The organism is Pseudomonas sp. NPDC047961 (assembly GCF_050272435.1).
Lineage (GTDB): Bacteria > Pseudomonadota > Gammaproteobacteria > Pseudomonadales > Pseudomonadaceae > Stutzerimonas.
In genome coordinates this window covers 97,199-111,897 of the sequence record NZ_JBNNMD010000003.1, presented here as the reverse complement: position 1 = coordinate 111,897, position 14,699 = coordinate 97,199, and the positions used below count along the sequence as shown (strand labels likewise).

Below are 14,699 nucleotides of genomic sequence, written 5' to 3'. Positions count from 1 at the left end.
GTCCAGGCAATTGCCGCCGCTTTCGAAAGCCCTATAGCATGGCCTCGCCTGTCTCCATACGCAGGCCCTACCTAATAAAAATAAAGGGGGTATGTATGAGTGAGCCCGTCATGTGGCGCACACCGGTTGGCCGCGCGAAAAAAACTTCCCGCACGCCGATGTTTAGTAGTCAATCGCCGCTGGCAAGAACGCTCTCGCTCTGCAGTGTTCTCTCCATTTTATTTCTAGCCGCGCCTGCTCAGGCCCAAAGCCCTGCCGAGCCAGGCGTTCGCTATGCGATCGAATCGCAGAAAGCCGCAACCAGCTTGCTTCTCGATATTGCCCATGCTGGCAAACGTCTGGTTGCAGCCGGTGATCGCGGCCACATCCTTTATTCCGACGATGGTGGCGCCAGCTGGACCCAGGCCAAGGTGCCCACCCGGCAGCTGCTTACGGCGGTGTATTTTGCTGATGACAAACATGGCTGGGCGGTGGGGCATGACGCGCTGATCCTCGGCACGACGGACGGCGGCCAGACTTGGACGCAGCAGTACGAAAACCGCGAAGGTGAAGTGCCGCTGCTCGACGTCTGGTTCGAGAATGCGCAGCACGGTTTTGCCACCGGCGCTTACGGCGTTCTGTTGGAAACCACCGATGGCGGGGAAAACTGGGAAGACGTAGCTGATCGCCTCGATAACGAGGACGGTTCCCACCTCAACGCCATTGCCGAGATTCCCGGGTCCGGCCTGTTCATCGTCGGCGAGATGGGTGGCATGTTCCGCTCCGCTGACATGGGCGAAACCTGGGAGCGCGTCGAGTCGCCCTATCAGGGCTCGTTCTTCGGCGTTGTTGGCGGCGGCGAGCCGGGCGTCGTCGTCGCGTTTGGCCTGCGTGGCAATCTGTTCCGCTCAGCCGATTTCGGCGACAGCTGGCAGGCGATCGAGCTGCTGGATGACGGTGATGCCGTGGAATCGGGTCTGGCTGATGGCAACCGGTTGGCCGATGGACGCATCGTCGTGGTTGGCCATGGCGGCACCGTGCTCAGCAGCGAGGACGACGGACAAAGCTTCAAGCTGTTCAGCCGCCCTGACCGGCGCTCCTTGTCGGGCGTCGTCGGCAACCCGGATGGCAATCTGGTCCTCGTCGGGCAGAGCGGCGTCCGGATCGTTTCGCCGACCGGCGCCAACCTGCCCGTACAACAACAATAAGCCGGAGCCAACATGACCAAGCATCAGCAGAAGCCGGCGTCTTTTCTCGAGCGCCTGATATTCAACAATCGACCGGCAGTGATCCTCGTCTGCCTGTTGATCAGCGTGTTCCTGTTCTATCAGGCCGCCCAGGTTCGTCCTTCGACCAGCTTCGAAAAGATGATCCCGCTGGGGCATCCCTACATTCAGAACATGCTCCAGCATCGCGACGATCTGGCCAACCTGGGCAACACGGTGCGGATTTCCGTGGCAGCCAAGGATGGTGACATTTTCTCCAAGGACTACATGGAAACGCTGCGTCAGATTCATGACGAAGTCTTCTATATCCAGGGTGTCGATCGCTCCAACATGAAGTCGCTGTGGAGCCCCAGCGTTCGCTGGACCGAGGTGACGGAGCAAGGCTTTGCTGGTGGTGAGGTCATTCCGCAGACCTATGACGGGTCGCCGGAAAGCCTCGATGACCTTCGCAGCAACATTCTTAAGTCCGGGCAGGTCGGGCGTCTGGTTGCCAACGACTTCAGGTCCAGCATCATCGACGTGCCGCTGATGGAGTCCTACTCGGATCCGGATGATCGCAGCAGGCAGATCAAGCTCGACTACCAGCAATTTTCTCACGAGCTGGAAGAGAAGATTCGCGACAAGTACGAGGCTCAGAATCCGAATGTGGAGATTCACATCATCGGTTTCGCCAAGAAGGTCGGTGATCTGATTGACGGTCTGGTCGGCGTTGCGCTGTTCTTCTTTGTTGCCATCGGCATCACCCTGGCGTTGCTGCTGTGGTTCACCCGCTGCTTCAAGAGCACCATCGCGGTCGTCGTGACCACGCTTATCGCCGTTGCCTGGCAGCTCGGTCTGCTGCACACGCTGGGTTTCGGGCTCGATCCTTACTCGATGCTGGTCCCGTTCCTGGTATTCGCAATCGGTATTTCCCACGGCGTGCAGAAGATCAACGGCATCGCCATGGCTTCCGGCGAAACCGACGATCCGCTTGCGGCCGCGCGGATGGCATTCCGTCAACTGTTTATCCCCGGCATGGTGGCGCTGGCCTCCGATGCCGTTGGCTTCGTGACGCTGCTACTGATCGACATCGGGGTAATCCGCGAACTGGCGATCGGTGCTTCGCTGGGTGTGGCGGTCATCATCCTGACCAACCTGATCCTGTTGCCGGTGGCGATTTCCTACATGGGCATCAGCCAGCGAGCAGTCAAGCAGGCTCGAGATGAGGCCGCGCGTAACCATCCGTTCTGGCGCCTGCTGTCCAACTTTGCCAACCCGATCGTCGCGCCGATATCCATTGTCATCGCGCTGCTCGCCGTGGGTGGAGGACTCTGGTACGGACAGAACCTGAAGATCGGCGACCTTGACCAGGGCGCACCGGAACTGCACCCGGATTCGCGCTACAACCTCGACAACGATTTCGTCATCAGCAACTACTCGACCAGTTCGGACGTGCTGGTGGTGATGGTGAAAACGGCGCCCGAAGGCTGCGCCCATTACGACACGCTCGCCGCCATGGACGAGCTGATGTGGAAAATGGAAAACACCGAGGGTGTCCAGTCAGCGGTGTCGATGGTCACCGTGGCGCGGCAAAGCATCAAGGGTATGAACGAGGGCAGCCTGAAGTGGGAAACGCTGTCGCGTAACCAGTTCGTACTGAACAGCTCCATTGCTCGTGCCGAAGGCATGTACAACAGCGATTGCTCTCTGGCGCCGGTGCTGGTGTTCCTCAATGACCACAAAGCCGAGACGCTTGAGCATGTGGTGTCCGCGGCGCGTGAATTCGCCGAGGAAAACAACCGCGAAGGTTTGGAGTTCGTCCTGGCTGCGGGCAACGCCGGTATCGAAGCAGCGACCAACGAAGTCATCGCCGCTTCTGAAACCACCATGCTGATTGCGGTCTACGCCGCGGTGAGTTTCATGTGCCTGCTGACCTTCCGCTCCGTCGCGGCGACTCTGTGTATCGTTCTGCCGCTGGTGCTGACCTCCATTCTCGGCAACGCGCTGATGGCCTTCATGGGGATTGGCGTAAAAGTCGCGACGTTGCCGGTGATCGCACTCGGGGTGGGTATTGGTGTGGACTACGGCATCTATATCTACAGCCGTTTGGAATCCTACCTGCGCCAGGGCATGACGCTGCAGGATGCCTATTACGAAACCCTGAAATCGACGGGCAAGGCGGTCATCTTCACCGGTATCTGCCTGGCGATCGGCGTGTTCACCTGGGTGTTCTCGGCGATCAAGTTCCAGGCGGACATGGGCCTGATGCTGACCTTCATGTTCCTCTGGAACATGGTCGGCGCGATCTGGCTGCTGCCTGCACTGGCGCGCTTCCTGATCAAGCCGGAGAAGCTGCGGCAGAAAGCGTGACATAGCCAGGCGCTAAACTAAGAACCCCGCAAAGCGGGGCTCTTAGTATCTAGCGCCGGGGACGCGGAGTCTGCCATCACGTCGCTCTACCATCGCGGGCTGTCTGGTGGGCTGAAGCCCACCCTACCTTAGGATCACGCCCTGCTGGGCATTCGCTGCCCGAACCTCAGAGTAGGGTGGGCCGGGCGGCGCTCCGCTTCAGCCCACCGTTCCCCGGTAGGACGGTCCGGTGATATGGACCACTACGTGCTGAGTGTCAGCTCCAGCTTCGACCATCCGGTCCAACGTATCAGCAGCTACCTATCACGCAATCTGGCTTAGCCCCTGCGTAACGGCTTGCGCGGCGACTTCGCCGATGACCAGGATCGCGGGGCTCTTCAACCGGAACGCGGCAGCATCGGTGTACATAGCCCCCAGTTGCGAACGGCATTCGCGCTGATATGGCAGCGAGGCGTTTTCAATCATCGCCACCGGAGTGCTGGCCGGCAGGCCGCCTTCCATGAGGCCGGCCTGTACCTGCTGCAAGCTGCTCACGCCCATGTAGACGACCAGCGTGGTGCCGGTTTTAGCCAAGGCATGCCACTCGGGGCTGCTGCCGTCCAGGGTATGTGCGGTGACCAGGGTGACGCCGCGCGCTACGCCGCGTTGGGTGAGTGAGATACCGCATTGGGTGGCGCCGGCCAAGCCTGCGGTGATGCCATTGACCAGCTCGACCTCGACGCCGCGCTCCGCCAGCCATTCAGCTTCCTCGCCGCCGCGGCCGAAGATGCAGGGGTCACCCCCTTTGAGCCGTACCACGCATTTGCCCTGGCGTGCGTAGCGGAGCATCAGCCGATGGATGAATGCCTGTGGCGTCGAGCGGCAGCCGCCGCGCTTGCCAACCGGGATTACCCGAGCGTTCGGGCAATGCTCGAGTACTGCAGGGTTGACCAGATCATCGATCAGCACCACCTGCGCCTCGCGCATTGCGCGTACGGCCTTGAGCGTCAGCAGTTCCGGATCACCGGGCCCTGCACCCACCAGCCAGACTTTTGCGCTCATGTTTCTACCTCTCATGCTGCTGTAATCGTATCGGCGACACGTCGTGCATCGCCGGTTGCTCTCAGGGTGAGCCGTTCAGGCCACCGCTGGCTGCTTTACCAGCAACCGCTTGATTTCCGGTAGACAGGACCCGCAGCTGGTGCCGCAACCCAGCTCCCGCTTTAAACCATTGAGGTCGAGGCCGCGATCTATGCCCGCACAGATCGCGCCCTCGCCAACGTTCATGCAGTTGCACAGGGTCTTGGCCGCGCGGACGCCTCCGCCCGGCGGTGTGCTCAGTGGCGCCAGCAGCCAGCGACGCAGTGCCTGATCGGCCGTGCCGTCGTGCCAGAGCTGTTTCAGCCAGTCGCGTGCGGCGGTTTCGCCGGACAGGCTAAGGGCGACGATGCGACCCTCCTCGATACGCACCCGCTTGCCGACAGCACGTCGTGGGTCGTCGTAAGCCACCACCGGGCCTTCGTCCAGCCCAAGCAGCTGTTCGATCTGCGCCAGTTGCGTCGCATCCGGGGCTTCGTTACAGGCGGCGCGGATGACCAGCGCCGAACGGTCTCGCCCGGTCAGGCTGAAACTGGCATAGGCGAAGCCTTCGAATAAGGGCCGCAATTTTTCGAAGCGCTTCTGCACACCGCCTTCTACCAGGGCAAAGAATTGCCAGGGCAGCTCCACCTTCTCCACTTCCACCCCGGCGTGCTTGAGCTCCGGCTGTTTGGAGACTGGATCGAAGTCGGGGAGGGTCAGCACATTCACGCCCATTCCCTTGAGGAAACGATCCCCCCAATGCATCGGCATGAAGGCCTGGCCGGGCCGCAGGCAGTCGTCCTTCTGTACCGGTAGCAGTAGCTCGCCGCGGCGGCTGCGGACCTTGACCAGTTGACCATCGAGCAGACGGCGACGGCGCATGTCGTCGGTGCTCATGCTCAGCAGTGCTTCCTCGACGTGGCCGAACAGGCGCGCCGCGGTGCCAGTGCGGCTCATGCCGTGCCAATGGTCGCGCAGGCGGCCGGTGTTCAGCGTGAGCGGGAATCGCGCCTCGCGTCGTTCCTTTGGCGCCTGGTACTGCTCGGTGAGAAAGCGTGCGCGGCCGTTGTCGGTAGGGAAGACCCCGTCGCCATAAAGGCGCGTGGTGCCCTCTGTGCTGCCGGCGGGGAAAGGCCACTGCTGCGGCCCGAGCCTGTCGATCAATGCGTGGCTGAGCCCGGACAGATCCAGGTCGCGGCCTGCGGTCAGCCACTTGTATTCCTCGAATATCGCCGACGGCGTATCGAACGCGAACAGGCTGGCCTGGCCCGGACGCATCAGCGTTTCCAGCCGGCGGGCGAAGTCACAGGCGATCGACCAATCGGCCCGCGCCTCGCCTGGCGCATCGATGGCGGGGCGAACATGGCTGATGCGGCGCTCCGAGTTGGTCACCGTGCCTTCCTTCTCGCCCCAGCTGGCGGCGGGCAGCAGGAGGTCGGCGTAGCGACAAGTTTCGGTGGTGAAAAAGGCTTCTTGCACCACTACGAAAGGGCAGGCGGCCAAGGCCTCGCAAACTTTTTGCTGGTCCGGCATGGATTGCGCTGGGTTGGTACAGGCGATCCACATCGCCTTGACCTTGCCGCTGCGCACCGCCTCGAACAGCTCGATGGCGGACAGGCCTGGCGCTTCCGGCAATGCCGGTACGTTCCAATAATCAGCCACTTCAGCTCGATGCCCCGCATTGCCCGCTTCGCGATGGCCGGGCAACAGGTTGGACAGGCTGCCGGTTTCGCGACCGCCCATGGCGTTGGGCTGACCGGTCAGGGAAAAGGGCCCGGCGCCGGGCTTGCCGATCTGGCCGGTGGCCAGGTGCAAGTTGATCAGCGCGCTGTTTTTGGCGCTGCCAGCGGTGGACTGGTTGACGCCCATGCACCAGAGCGAGAGGAAACTGTTCGACGTGCCGATGAGGCGGGCGGTGGCCTGCAGTTCATCAATGCCGATGCCGCAGAGGTCCGCCACCATGGCCGGGTTGTAGTCGCGCACCATGCGCTTGAGGTCGTCGAAGCCATCGGTGTGGGCCTCGATGAAGTCGCGGTCGATCCAGCCTTCCCAGAGCAGGATGTGAAGGATGCCGTGGAACAGCGCAACGTCAGTCCCCGGCAGGATCGCCAGGTGCATGTCCGCCAGGTCGCAGGTATCGGTGCGGCGTGGGTCGACGACGATGACCTTCATTTCCGGGCGCTTGGCTTTAGCTTCTTCGAGGCGACGGAACAGTACCGGATGGGCGTAGGCCATGTTGCTGCCGACGATCAGCAGGCAATCGCTCTGTTCGATGTCCTCATAGCTGCACGGCGGTGCGTCGGTGCCGAGGCTGCGCTTGTAGCCGACCACGGCGGATGACATGCATAGCCGCGAGTTCGAATCGATGTTGTTGGTGCCGACCAGCGCGCGGGCTAGTTTGTTGAAGGCGTAGTAGTCCTCGGTCAGCAGCTGGCCGGATATGTAGAAGGCCACGCTGTCCGGGCCGTGCTCGGCAATCGTATCGGCGAACACATTAGCCGCGTGGTCCAGGGCGCTGTCCCAGCTGGTGCGTGCGCGGGCCAGCCCCTTGGCCAGCCGCAGTTCCGGATAGTGCGCGCGGGCGTCCAGGTCGCCGGTCAGGTGCAGGGTCGCACCCTTGCTGCACAGCTTGCCGAAGTTGGCGGGATGATTCGGGTCGCCGGCGACATCGAGGATGCGCTCGCCGTCGTGCTCGATCAGTACGCCGCAGCCCACGCCGCAGTAGCAGCAGGTCGAAGCGGTTGTCTGGCGCATGGCGTCGGTTCCTAGGAAGTGTGGCTTCGTAGGGTGGGCTTTAGCCCACCGTTATTTATTGGTGCAGCGGTGCATCGTTGCCCGAGCTCGCGTCCTTCGGGGAAACCCTGCGGTGTTCGGGCCAGTTCATATGGTGGGCTGAAGCCCACCCTACGATTTGGGCCGCCGTGCGGTCGGGTAGGGTGGGCCGGGCGGCGCTCCGCTTTAGCCACCTGTCTGGCTGTTAAGCGAAAGCAGCACGCGGCCGTTCTCGATGCGCGCTTCGTGTCGATGCGCGCAACCCATATCCGGCGCCACGGCTTCGCCGCTATCCAGGTTGATCTGCCAGTTGTGCAGCGGGCAGGCGACCTGCTTGCCGAAGACGATGCCCTGGGACAGCGGGCCACCCTTGTGCGGGCAGCGGTCGTCCAGTGCGAACACCTGATCGTCGGAGGTGCGGAAGACGGCGATGTCACCCTTCGGTCCGGCGACGATGCGTGCACCGAGTGGGTTGATCTCGTCCAGGGAGCAGATATCGAACCATTTCATGGTTGTTTCCTCGCAATTCGGTTGATCAAGCAGCTTTCCGGCGGCGGCGCATCGTCACGCGGGCTCGATCTGGGCCAACTGGATGGTTTCGTATTCTTTCTTCAGCGATTGCTCGGCGATGGCCTTCTTCCAGCCATCGCCCTCGAAACTCAGCGAGAACATCAGCCGCTGGGCCAGTGCCTTGCGCCGGGCTTCGTCTTCCAGAACTATTTTCTTGATGTATTCCAAGCCGACGCGCTGCATGTAGTGCACGGTGCGTTCGAGGTAGAAGCCTTCCTCGCGGTAGAGCTGGAGAAAAGCGAAGCTGTATTCGGCGACTTCCTCGGCGGTCTTCACCTTGACGAAAAACTCGCCGGCCTCGGTCTTGATGCCACCATTGCCACCGACGTACAGCTCCCAGCCGGAATCGACGCCGATGATGCCGACGTCCTTGATACCGGATTCGGCGCAGTTGCGCGGGCAGGCGGAGACGGCCAGCTTGACCTTGTGCGGCGAGTACATGCCGAACAATGCCTTTTCCAGATCGATGCCCAGCCCGGTCGAGTTCTGAGTGCCGAAACGGCAGAACTCCTTGCCGACGCAGGTCTTCACGGTGCGAATGGATTTGCCGTAGGCATGGCCATCGGGCATGTCCAGGTCCTTCCAGACGTTTGGCAGGTCGTCCTTCTTGATGCCCAGCAGGTCGATGCGCTGGCCGCCGGTGACCTTCACCATCGGCACCTGGTACTTGTCGGCGACGTCAGCGATGCGGCGCAGCTCGGCGGCATTGGTCACGCCGCCGAACATCCGCGGAATGACCGAGTAGGTCCCGTCCTTCTGGATATTGGCGTGGGCGCGCTCGTTGATGAAGCGCGACTGTGGATCGTCCTTGGCTTCGCCGGGCCATGAAGAGATCAAGTAATAATTCAGGGCCGGGCGGCAGGTGGCGCAGCCGTTGGGCGTGCGCCAGTTCAGATAGCTCATCACCGCCGGGATGCTGATCAGGTGTTCGTCGACAATGGCCTTGCGCACCTGACCGTGATTGAAATCGCTGCAGCCGCAAATGGCCTTTTCACTTTTCGGCTTCACATCCGCCGCGCCGCCGACGGTACTCATCAGGATCTGTTCCACCAGCCCGGCGCAGGAGCCGCAGGAACTGGCGGCCTTGGTGTGCTTTTTCACATCGTCGACGGAGAACAGCCCGTGCTCCTGTATCGCCTTGACGATGGTGCCTTTGCACACGCCATTGCAGCCGCAGACCTCCATGCTGTCGGGCATCGCCATGGCCTTGTTCTGGCCCTGGTGACCGGTGTCGCCGATGGCACCTTCGCCGAACATCAGGTGATCGCGGATTTCGCTGACGTTATGGCCTTCGCGCACCTGGCGGAAATACCAGCCGCCATCGGCGGTGTCGCCGTACAGGCAGGCGCCGACGAGGATGTTGTCCTTGATCACCAGCTTCTTGTACACGCCGCCGATGGGGTCGGAGAGGGTGATGGTTTCGGTGCCTTCGCCGCCGAGAAAATCGCCTGCGGAGAACAGGTCGATGCCGGTGACCTTCAGTTTGGTCGACGTCACCGAGCCCAGGTAGCGGGAGAAACCCAGCATCGCCAGATGGTTTGCGCAGACCTTGGCCTGCTCGAACAGCGGCGCCACCAGTCCGTAGGCGGTGCCGCGATGATTGGCGCACTCACCGACTGCATAGACGCGTGGGTCGTAGGTCTGCAGGGTGTCATTGACAAGGATGCCGCGGTTGCAGGGAATTCCAGACTGTTCAGCGAGTTCGCTGTTGGGACGGATACCGGCGGCCATCACCACCAGATCCGCGTCGATCACTTCGTCATCGGCGAAACGCACGGCTCGCACGCGGCCCTCATCGTTGCCGATCAGCTCGGCGGTCTGCTTCTGCATTTTGAAGTTGAGGCCGCGTGCTTCGAGCGCCTGCTGCAGCAAGGTGCCGGCTGTCTTGTCGAGTTGGCGCTCCATCGGCCACTCGCCGATATGCACTACGGTGACCTCCATGCCGCGCAGCTTCAGGCCATTGGCCGCTTCCAGTCCGAGCAAGCCACCGCCGATGACCACGGCATGCTTGTGGGTCTTGGCGGTGTCCATCATCTTCTGGGTGTCAGCAATGTCGCGGTAGCCGATCACGCCGTCGAGCTGGTTGCCTGGTATCGGCAGGATGAAGGGGTTCGAGCCGGTGGCGATCAGCAGCCGGTCATACTCGGCCTCGCTGCCGTCGTCGGCGATCACGCGGCGCTTGGCGCGGTCGATCTCGACTACCTTGCGGTTGAGCATCAGGCGGATGTTGTTTTCTGCGTACCAATCAAGGCTGTTGAGTACGATTTCCTCGAAGGTCTGCTCGCCAGCGAGCACCGGGGAAAGCAGGATTCGGTTGTAGTTCGGGTGGGGCTCGGCACCGAAAACCGTGATGTCGTAGAGCTCAGGGGCGAGCTTGAGCAGCTCTTCCAAGGTACGCACCCCGGCCATGCCGTTGCCAATCATCACCAGCTTGAGTTTCTTCATGCTGTTCTCCGTGCCGGGCCGGGCGGTCAGCTGCGCCTGGCCATGCCTTTGAAAATCCAGAAACGAAAAAAGGCGTCCCACTGATCTCAGTGAGGACGCCTTTGTCCTTGTGTTCCGTATTCGGGGCCGGACCCTCCACGTTGAAGGTCCGGCTTGATGTAAGCCTGACAATGCAGAGGCTGTGCCAACCTGATCGCGGTTCAGCGGCAGGCCGCGGTCAGCCGTAGCGCGCATGTCGCCCTGCGCAATGTCTTCGTCGCGCAGCCCAGCACTGACGGGCGCCTGGCACGGAGCGAACCGGTACAGGCGCACGTAATGCTGCGCTGTCTTATCGTTTCGCCAAGCCTGCGCAACCGGGCCGAAGCGACTTGCAGCTGCACCCCTATATAGCAAGCTGCGCAGTACTGGTGCGTCGGAGGACTGCTGCGAGTCTTTTTGGTGGGCTGAAGCCCACCCTACGCAATGAGGCCGTGTGTCGTGACGGCTCTTGGTGGTTGAGACCCGTAGGTGAACCGGGTGGCAGCTCCGCTGCACCCGTATGGTGGGCTTCAGCCCACCATCACCGAGGAGGCCGCGGGCTGCATGGCGAAATTGACCGTTGACAGCCGCCGGCCCGCTTTTCTATTGTTTCGCCCATGCGCCGATTTAGTCAGCTACTTGCGGGGCGCCTGGAGCCAAGGCTTCGAAATACCGCTAAAGCGCTGGTTCGGTGTCGCCTCCCACCGCTGCCCAGCGGAATTTTCGAGGCGGGACTTCTCCCAATGAATGCACTACAACGCGCCCCTCTACGTTTGGCCCCTATCACCTGTGGGCTTGTCCGCAGCAACCCGAAAATCCTCCTTGGCGGTAGCCATCAACCTTCGTTGTTACGTTATCTCGATGGCTGGCCGAAGCGCTGGGGCAGGCCGCGTGCCTTTCAGGTTCAGTTCACCGGGGTCGATGAGTCGCTGGCGCACTTTGCATCGAACAGTTTCGATATGGCCGTGATCCAGGCGCCGAGCGCTGAACGTCTCGAAGACTGCGTGCGGCAACTGACGCGTGTGGCCCGGCAAGGTTTGATCGTCCGGCGCGTGTCGGTCTGATCGCAAGGTGATTGGTTAGCTGCCTTTCGCCAACCAGACCACCAGCATCAGATTTAGCAGCAGTGAAATCAGGGCCAGCCCACGCCAGACCTTCAGCGGTTCGCGTTCCAGCAGCGGTAGTGTTGCCGTGTTGCTGGCCAGCCGCTCCCCCTGTTCCAAGGTCAGCAGCCATTCTTCCGCGGTTTCGAAGCGCTGCGAGGGGTCAACCGCGACGGCGCGCCTGAGCATGTCATCCAGCCACTGGGGCAGATCAGGGCGATACCGGTTTGCTGGCACAGGGCTGCCGAAACGGGGCCGCTGGAAAGCCTCGACTTCACCGTAGGGAAAACGGCCGGTCAGCAGGAAGTAGAGGGTGACGCCTGCCGCATAGAGGTCCTGCTCCCGGCTCGGCGCTTCGCCGCTAAAGGCCTCGGGCGCGATGTAGCTTGGCGTACCCGGAAGATGATGCGGCAGGTCTCGGGACAAACCTGGGCAATAGGCGAGGCCGAAATCCAGCAGGCGCAGCTCGCCGTTGTCATCCAGATGCAGATTCTCGGGCTTGATATCGCGGTGCAGGATGTTGCGCCGGTGCAGCATGCCCAATGCGCGGACCAGGCATGGGGCCATCTGCAGCCAATCGGTCAGTGCCAGCGGGCCCTGCTGACTGAATTGCTGGCCGAGGGTCTGGCCACGGTATTCACGCTGCACGTAGTACAGGTGCTGGCGCTGGGGCAGTCCGTGGACTTCGGGAAAGGCGCGGCCGGCGACGCGGCGCAGAAACCACTCTTCCTGCAGCAGGGCTGGCCCGGCTTCGGGTTCATCGTCGCGGCTGGCCGGCAGCGTTTTCAGCAACCAGGGCTGACCCTGCTGATCACTCACGCGGTAGACCAGCGACTGGCGCGATTCGGCCAGCAGCGAGTCGACGGTCCAGCCTTCGAATATCTGTCCGGGGCGTAGCTTGGGTGGCAACGGCCAATCTGCCAGCTGTGCGAGCGAATCGGCCAATGCCGCTTCCGGCAGCTCGTCGACCCGCAGCAGCAGGGCGCTGGCGTTGTCCTGGCTGCCGGTCTGGTGGGCTAGATGGACCAGCGCCCTAGCCGCGCTGGTCAGATCAGGTTCGGCGCTGAGCACATTCCGGATATCGCCTTCGGTAATGCTGGCCCAGACACCATCACTGAGCAGCAAAAAGGATTCGCCGAGGCGCAGCTCGCCGTCGAGGTAATCCACCACCAGATGCTGGTCCAGACCCATGGCGCGCTTGAGCACGTGCTGCATGTTCGGCTGTTCCCACACGTGGTCTTCGCTGAGGCGCTGCAGCTCGCCGTCGAACCAGCGGTAGGCGCGGCAGTCGCCAACATGGGCGAGGGTGAAGCGACGCCCGCGCAGTATCAGCGCGGTCAGGGTGGTCAGCAGTGGCTGGCCGCCGCCATTGGCCTGCAGCCAGCGGTTGTGGGCCACCAAGAGCCGGTCGAGCGACTGCGCGACGGTCCAGGTTTCCGGGGTGGCGTAGTAGTCGGTGGCCAGCGCCTGCAGCGTGGCGCGTGCAGCTAGGCCGCCATCGGCGCACTGGCTGACGCCGTCGGCGATGGCAAACAGCGCGCCCTTGCTCGCGGCGAGCCCCGGCGTTGGCGTGATGATCTGCAGCGCATCCTGATTTTCTTCCCGGGGGCCGGTTGCGGTGGCTTCGCCAAACGACAGCTGCAAAGGCATGAAGGCAACACTCCGGATGGCGCGATAGGATGATCGAGCGGCAAAGGCAGGCCGGGTGGCCTGCCTTCTGGCTAGCGTATTCGAACTCAGACGCGTGCGGCGGTCATCGCGGCGGAACCCCAGGTGGTCCTCCAACGGCGCTTGACGCCATAGAGCCCGAACCAGGCCAGCGCACCCAGGCTGGCGAACAGCCACAGGCCCATCTGGTAGTCACCGGTGGCCTGCTTGACGGCGCCCAGGCCTGCGGTCAGCAGGAAGCCGCCGATGCCACCGGCCATGCCGACAAGTCCGGTCATCACGCCAATTTCCTTGTTGAAGCGCTGCGGCACCAATTGGAACACCGCGCCGTTGCCGGCACCCAGGCTGAGCATGGCAACGACGAATAGCGCCAGCGCCGCCGTCGAGCTTGGCAGGTTGAAGCCGACCACGAACAGACAGATAGCGGCGACGGTGTACATCACCAGCAGCGAGCGTATACCGCCGATGCGGTCCGCCAGTGCCCCGCCCAATGGGCGCAGCAGGCTGCCGGCGAATACGCAGGCGGCCGTGTAATAACCGGCCTTGACCGGGTCGAAGGCGTACTGATCGTGGAAATAGCCGGGGAGGGTGCTGGCCAGGCCAAGGAAGCCACCAAAGGTCACGCTGTAGAAGAACATGAACCACCAGCTGTCGCGATCGCCCAGTGCCTTCATGTAATCGGCGAAGGACTTCGGCGCAGGGCGGTTCGGCGCATTCTTGGCGAGCGAGGCAAAGATGATCAGCGTCAGCACCAGGGGAATCAGTGCCAGACCGAACACGTTGCTCCAGCCGAACATGGTGGCCAGTACCGGTGCGAACAGCGCCGCGAGCACCGTGCCGGAGTTGCCTGCACCGGCAATGCCCATGGCCTTGCCCTGATGCTGCGGCGGATACCACTGCGAGGCCAGGGGTAGCGCCACGGCGAACGAAGCGCCTGCCATGCCGAGGAACAGGCCGAGCAGCAGCGCTTGCTCATAGCTGTGAATGCCATGCAGCCAGGCGATGAACAAGGCGGCGATCACCACGACCTGGCCGAACAACCCAGCGGTCTTCGGCGAGGTGCGATCGGCCAGCATGCCCAGCACCAGTCTAAGCACGGCGCCGGAGAGAATGGGCGTGGCGACCATGAAGGCACGCTGTTGCGTAGTCAGCCCCAGGTCCGCGGCGATCTGCACGCCCATGGGGCCAAGCACGTACCAGACCATGAAACTCAAGTCGAAGTAGAGAAAGGCGGAGAACAGTGTTGGGGTGTGGCCGGCTTTCCAGAAACTGGTATTCATCGGGTAGGCTCCAGGCATTCATCTAGTGCAAAAGAGGCCGCCCCAGCTTCGAGGCGAAAACAAAAAGGCGCCGCAGCACGCCTGCCGGAGCAGGAATGTTGCGACGCCTTTGTCATAACGTGGAGACCGCCGTTGGCCTACCGTGCCGAGAGCCAAGCACCTAGCGTGCCAGTCTGCTGGCGGCCGCGTTTTACGCAGCAGTGATGCTGGGCACGCCCACCCGGCCGGCG

Annotated in this window: 9 protein-coding genes; 3 read left to right on the top strand and 6 right to left on the bottom strand. The window is 62.5% G+C overall.

The features are described from left to right. Positions 1-95: 95 nt before the first annotated feature. Together ACQKIK_RS11215 and ACQKIK_RS11210 are read left to right on the top strand one after the other, a co-directional pair. Positions 96-1,187: a WD40/YVTN/BNR-like repeat-containing protein gene (locus tag ACQKIK_RS11215; protein ID WP_499135992.1), complete on the top strand. Its 1,092-nt coding sequence runs from the start codon at positions 96-98 to the stop codon at positions 1,185-1,187. A 12-nt stretch (positions 1,188-1,199) separates the two neighbouring features. Beyond that, a complete protein-coding gene (locus tag ACQKIK_RS11210; protein WP_045426169.1) occupies positions 1,200-3,554 on the top strand; it encodes an efflux RND transporter permease subunit in 2,355 nt (784 codons plus the stop codon). 303 nt (positions 3,555-3,857) lie between these two features. On the opposite strand, the gene cobA is transcribed toward ACQKIK_RS11210, so the two are convergent. The 4 genes from cobA to nirB all read right to left on the bottom strand — a co-directional run bounded on the left by cobA (position 3,858) and on the right by nirB (position 10,400). After that, positions 3,858-4,595, bottom strand: coding sequence for a uroporphyrinogen-III C-methyltransferase (cobA, locus tag ACQKIK_RS11205; RefSeq protein ID WP_499135990.1), 738 nt, complete (start codon positions 4,593-4,595; stop codon positions 3,858-3,860). 75 nt (positions 4,596-4,670) lie between these two features. Next, positions 4,671-7,367: a nitrate reductase gene (locus ACQKIK_RS11200; protein WP_499135989.1), complete on the bottom strand. Its 2,697-nt coding sequence runs from the start codon at positions 7,365-7,367 to the stop codon at positions 4,671-4,673. 204 nt (positions 7,368-7,571) lie between these two features. Next, positions 7,572-7,895 carry a nitrite reductase small subunit NirD gene (gene nirD / locus ACQKIK_RS11195; protein WP_463308423.1) on the bottom strand — a complete coding sequence of 108 codons (324 nt, stop codon included), beginning with the start codon at positions 7,893-7,895 and terminating at the stop codon, positions 7,572-7,574. Between the two features lie 54 nt (positions 7,896-7,949). Next, a complete protein-coding gene (nirB, locus tag ACQKIK_RS11190) occupies positions 7,950-10,400 on the bottom strand; it encodes a nitrite reductase large subunit NirB (RefSeq protein ID WP_499135988.1) in 2,451 nt (816 codons plus the stop codon). 761 nt (positions 10,401-11,161) lie between these two features. On the opposite strand from nirB, the gene ACQKIK_RS11185 reads away from it, so the two are divergent. Next, the gene (locus tag ACQKIK_RS11185) at positions 11,162-11,482 is read left to right on the top strand and encodes a class I SAM-dependent methyltransferase (protein WP_499135987.1); all 321 of its coding nucleotides are present in this window, start codon (positions 11,162-11,164) and stop codon (positions 11,480-11,482) included. A 15-nt stretch (positions 11,483-11,497) separates the two neighbouring features. Here the strand turns inward: ACQKIK_RS11185 and ACQKIK_RS11180 are convergent, their stop codons facing one another. Both ACQKIK_RS11180 and ACQKIK_RS11175 read right to left on the bottom strand, forming a co-directional pair. Then, positions 11,498-13,171 carry a bifunctional protein-serine/threonine kinase/phosphatase gene (locus ACQKIK_RS11180; RefSeq protein ID WP_499135986.1) on the bottom strand — a complete coding sequence of 558 codons (1,674 nt, stop codon included), beginning with the start codon at positions 13,169-13,171 and terminating at the stop codon, positions 11,498-11,500. Positions 13,172-13,257: 86 nt separating this feature from the next. Next, positions 13,258-14,469, bottom strand: coding sequence for a nitrate/nitrite transporter (locus tag ACQKIK_RS11175; protein WP_499135985.1), 1,212 nt, complete (start codon positions 14,467-14,469; stop codon positions 13,258-13,260). Between the last annotated feature and the right edge of the window lie 230 nt (positions 14,470-14,699).

Coding starts and splice junctions, on each gene's coding strand:
- cobA (WP_499135990.1), bottom strand. CDS start 4,595: ATGAGCGCAAAAGTCTGGCTGGTGGGTGCAGGGCCCGGTGATCCGGAA.
- ACQKIK_RS11200 (WP_499135989.1), bottom strand. CDS start 7,367: ATGCGCCAGACAACCGCTTCGACCTGCTGCTACTGCGGCGTGGGCTGC.
- ACQKIK_RS11175 (WP_499135985.1), bottom strand. CDS start 14,469: ATGAATACCAGTTTCTGGAAAGCCGGCCACACCCCAACACTGTTCTCC.
- nirB (WP_499135988.1), bottom strand. CDS start 10,400: ATGAAGAAACTCAAGCTGGTGATGATTGGCAACGGCATGGCCGGGGTG.
- ACQKIK_RS11215 (WP_499135992.1), top strand. CDS start 96: ATGAGTGAGCCCGTCATGTGGCGCACACCGGTTGGCCGCGCGAAAAAA.
- ACQKIK_RS11185 (WP_499135987.1), top strand. CDS start 11,162: ATGAATGCACTACAACGCGCCCCTCTACGTTTGGCCCCTATCACCTGT.
- ACQKIK_RS11180 (WP_499135986.1), bottom strand. CDS start 13,171: ATGCCTTTGCAGCTGTCGTTTGGCGAAGCCACCGCAACCGGCCCCCGG.
- nirD (WP_463308423.1), bottom strand. CDS start 7,895: ATGAAATGGTTCGATATCTGCTCCCTGGACGAGATCAACCCACTCGGT.
- ACQKIK_RS11210 (WP_045426169.1), top strand. CDS start 1,200: ATGACCAAGCATCAGCAGAAGCCGGCGTCTTTTCTCGAGCGCCTGATA.